This window comes from Pseudomonadota bacterium (genome assembly GCA_034660915.1).
Classification (GTDB): Bacteria; Desulfobacterota; Anaeroferrophillalia; order Anaeroferrophillales; family Anaeroferrophillaceae; genus DQWO01.
Window position 1 is genome coordinate 1 of record JAYEKE010000194.1, and the last position, 3,545, is coordinate 3,545.

Consider the following 3,545-nt stretch of genomic DNA (forward strand, 5'->3'; position numbering starts at 1 on the left):
CCGGTATTCGCGACGGTGAAGTCAGAGTCGAAAACGGCGGTGAGATGTTCAACTGCCGCGAAGGGTGGTTTAACCTGATCACCCCGATTCGCCCGAAACCGACCCAGTCAGCCAAATATCCCGAAGAGGCGGGAGCTCCATCTTACCACCTGAAATACGGCTGGAACTTCTGGGGCGTCACCGGCAGTGAATGTGATACCTCGGTGGAAGTTAAGAAAATCTAATGCGAGTTTGATGCCCGCAACCAAAAATTTAATTAGTGCGCCCGCAAATAAGTGCTCTTATCAGAACATTTTCTTGTTTTTCAAACCAGAAAACAACCTGTAAGGCACTAAATAAGATGAAAATATAGGAGGACATTATGTGGGGAATGGTTATTGATCTCAATAAATGTCTCGGCTGTCAATCCTGCACTGTCGCCTGCAAAATGTTGTGGAGCGATCGGGACGGCGCCGATCATATGTGGTTTGCCATGGTGGAAACCCGGCCGGGTACGGGCTACCCGAAGAACTGGGAAGAAAAATCCATCAAAGGACTGCCGATGGCTGAAAGCGATTATGAGGCGGTGCCAAAATTCGATTATCAAAAGCTGCAGAACAATCCCGGCAAGGGGATGCCGAAGGTTCTGGCCAAAATGAAAGGCGGCCCCAACTGGGATGAGGACATCGGCCAGGGTAAAGATGTTACCGATGCCTGGTTCTATTACCTGCCGATCGGCTGCATGCACTGCGAAGATCCTAAATGTATTCCCGCCTGCCCGGAAAAGGCGATCTACAAGCGGGCTGACGGCACAGTGCTCATTGATCCTGAACTCTGTCAGGGAGCGGGGGACTGCGTTGACGCCTGTCCTTACAAACGCATCTTCATCAACAAGAATACCGATAAAGCGGAAAAATGTATCCTCTGCTACCCCCGGGTGGAAAAGGGCATGCCGCCCATCTGCGTTCAGAACTGCCCCGGCAAGGCCCGCTTCTTCGGTGACCTCGACGATCCCGAAAGCCCGGTATACGAGCTGGTCAAAAAATTCAAGGCCGTACCCCTGCATCCAGAATTCGGCACCAAACCGCAGATCTTCTATATCCCGCCGGTCTTCGGCCCGAACGCCATCGACAGCCAGGGTAATGAACATGGTCAACGCGAAGATGACGCCTACCTGAAAAAACAGTTCAGCCCGGTGATCAACCAGGTTAAAGCCACCATGGAAAAGGAACGTAGCAAGCCAAAATCTGAATTGATGGATGTTTTGTGCGCCTATCCGACCTGGAAAATCTAAAACAATCGTAGGAGCAACCCCTTGTGGTTGCCCGAGACAACACTATTACTCACGGTAACGGGCAAACACAGGGGCTTGTTCGTTACCGTGGTTACGAAATAAGGAGATTTTTCATGACCAAAAGTCAGGATATCGCCAGAAGCGCCATCTACAAATATCTTTCCCTGGCTGTCGACTACCCGGTGGAAGAAAACGCCGAAAGCCTCAGCAGCGGGGTGTTTTTTACCGAAACCGCCGCCCAGCTGGAAAAACTGCCGGCGGCATACCAGGCTCTGACTGGAAAGTTATCCATTCTGCAAAAGGAACTGGGCGGTTTTGCCCAGCTGGAAGACCTGCAGGTCACCTATACTTCCCATTTTGACCTGGCAGTCAACAAGCCATCGTTTTCCCTCTATGAATCAGCTACGATCATGCCGGAGGTCAAAGCGGAGAAAACCGCCGCTTTCCTCGCCGACCTCGAATCACTTTACGGCCGGCAGGGAATTACCTTAAGCGATCGCGACATGCCAGACCACCTGGCTACCGAACTGGAGTTCATGCATTTTCTCTGCAGCCGGAATCAGGCTGAGCAACAAGCCGATTTTCTGGCGCGCCACCTGGTTAATTGGGTTCCCCAGCTGGCACAGTCATTTTTAAAACATAAGATGATCCCTTTTTACGCCCGCTTGGTCATGCTGATCGCCCACTACGTGGAAATTGACCACGAACATATCACTCCAGCACTTGCCGCCACAAGTAAATCCAACTGAAAGGACTTGACATGAAAACATTATTACGAACAACAACCAGAATATTCACCCTCGCCATTATCGTCTGTATAGCCATGGGCTTCAGTTATCTCCCCAAGGCCAATTGCGCCTCCATTATTGATGAAGTGACGGAAGTTTTGAAAAGCGGTACTCCCACCTTAGAGTTGCGGCTGGGATATGAATATTCCGACCTCCAGGACAACCACAAAGACTCGGCTAAAGCCCTCAATCTGCGCACCAGGGTTGGCTATCGCACCGGAGAATACCTGAACAGCAGCGTTTACATTCAACTTCACGACCTCACCACGCTAGCGGATCATTACGCCCCCGAAGATACCGATTACGATGTCATTGCCGATCCCGAGGGCAACCGGGTTCACCAGGTTTTTCTGGATTTCAAGGGGCTTCCCGATACCACCCTGCGCCTGGGACGCCAGGAAATTATTCTTAATGATTCCAGACTGATCGGCAATATCGGCTGGCGGCAGAACGGCCAGTCCTTTGACGCCGTCTCCCTGACCAACACGTCAATCAAAGACTTGAAACTCTATGGCGCCTATGTCAACCAAGTCAACACCATCCTCCTTGATTATGTCGACCTGGACGCTCTGGTCCTCCTCAATGCCAAATATACCGGAATTAAAGGGTTGAACATCACCGGCTTCTGCTATCTCCTAGATACGAAAAGCGATGCCGACAGCGCCCGTGACTCAGCCACCTATGGTTTGCGCCTCAACGGCAAGATTGCCGTTTTTGATTATGATCTTACCGGCGCCTACCAGAGTGACTTCGCCGACGGAGAGGATCACGACGGCTATATGATCAATACCGGCATTGGTTACACCATCGCCAAAATCCGCTTTGGCGCCGGCTACCATTATATCTCAGGGCTGGATGGCGATGACCGGCCGTTCGATACCCTGTTCAGCACCGCCCACAAATTCAACGGCTGGGCCGATGTTTTTCTGTCCACCAACGGCGGCAAGCTGAAAAACGGTCTGGAAGATTATTTTGTTGAAGCGGGAACCAAGCTCATGGGCGTGAAGCTGAAAGCCGTTTATCACTATTTCGATACCACCGACGATGATTACAACAACTTTGACGACCAATACGGTGATGAGATCGACCTCCTGCTGGTCAAAAAAATCAACAAAAACCTTACCGGGCTGCTGAAGTATTCCCATTACAACGAGATGGATCATTCAGCCAGCTACACCAACGTGGTGGGCGGCCATGACGAAGATGTCTTCTGGGCCCGCTTGACATACAAGTTCTAATCTCCAAAATAGTCAGCAACCATATAAATCTCCATCTTAGTAACCTCAGATGGAGATTTTAATTAGGGACACTCCCCAGATTTTAATTAGGGACACTCCCCATATTCCCTACTTCTTTGGATTTTAATTAGGGACACTCCCCATATTCCCTACTTCTTTGGAGGTCGACCTGGCTTTTTCGGTCGTAGAGACTTGCCAAGTCTGAATTCCATCTCGTCAATAAATGTTTCCGACCCAAAAGGCCGC

4 protein-coding genes are annotated in these 3,545 nt (G+C 50.5%); all 4 read left to right on the plus strand.

Annotated elements, in window-relative coordinates; all coding sequences use genetic code 11:
* Positions 1–224 (plus strand): hypothetical protein (locus U9P07_11095; GenBank protein ID MEA2109953.1); only part of this gene is annotated, 224 nt, incomplete at its 5' end.
* Positions 225–361: 137 nt separating this feature from the next.
* Positions 362–1,273 (plus strand): 4Fe-4S dicluster domain-containing protein, encoded by a 912-nt coding sequence (locus U9P07_11100; protein ID MEA2109954.1) that lies wholly within the window; start codon positions 362–364, stop codon positions 1,271–1,273.
* 113 nt (positions 1,274–1,386) lie between these two features.
* Complete coding sequence (locus U9P07_11105) at positions 1,387–2,022, plus strand: molecular chaperone TorD family protein (GenBank protein ID MEA2109955.1); 636 nt, start codon at positions 1,387–1,389, stop codon at positions 2,020–2,022.
* A gap of 11 nt (positions 2,023–2,033) precedes the next feature.
* A complete protein-coding gene (locus tag U9P07_11110) occupies positions 2,034–3,299 on the plus strand; it encodes an alginate export family protein (protein ID MEA2109956.1) in 1,266 nt (421 codons plus the stop codon).
* Positions 3,300–3,545 lie beyond the last annotated feature (246 nt).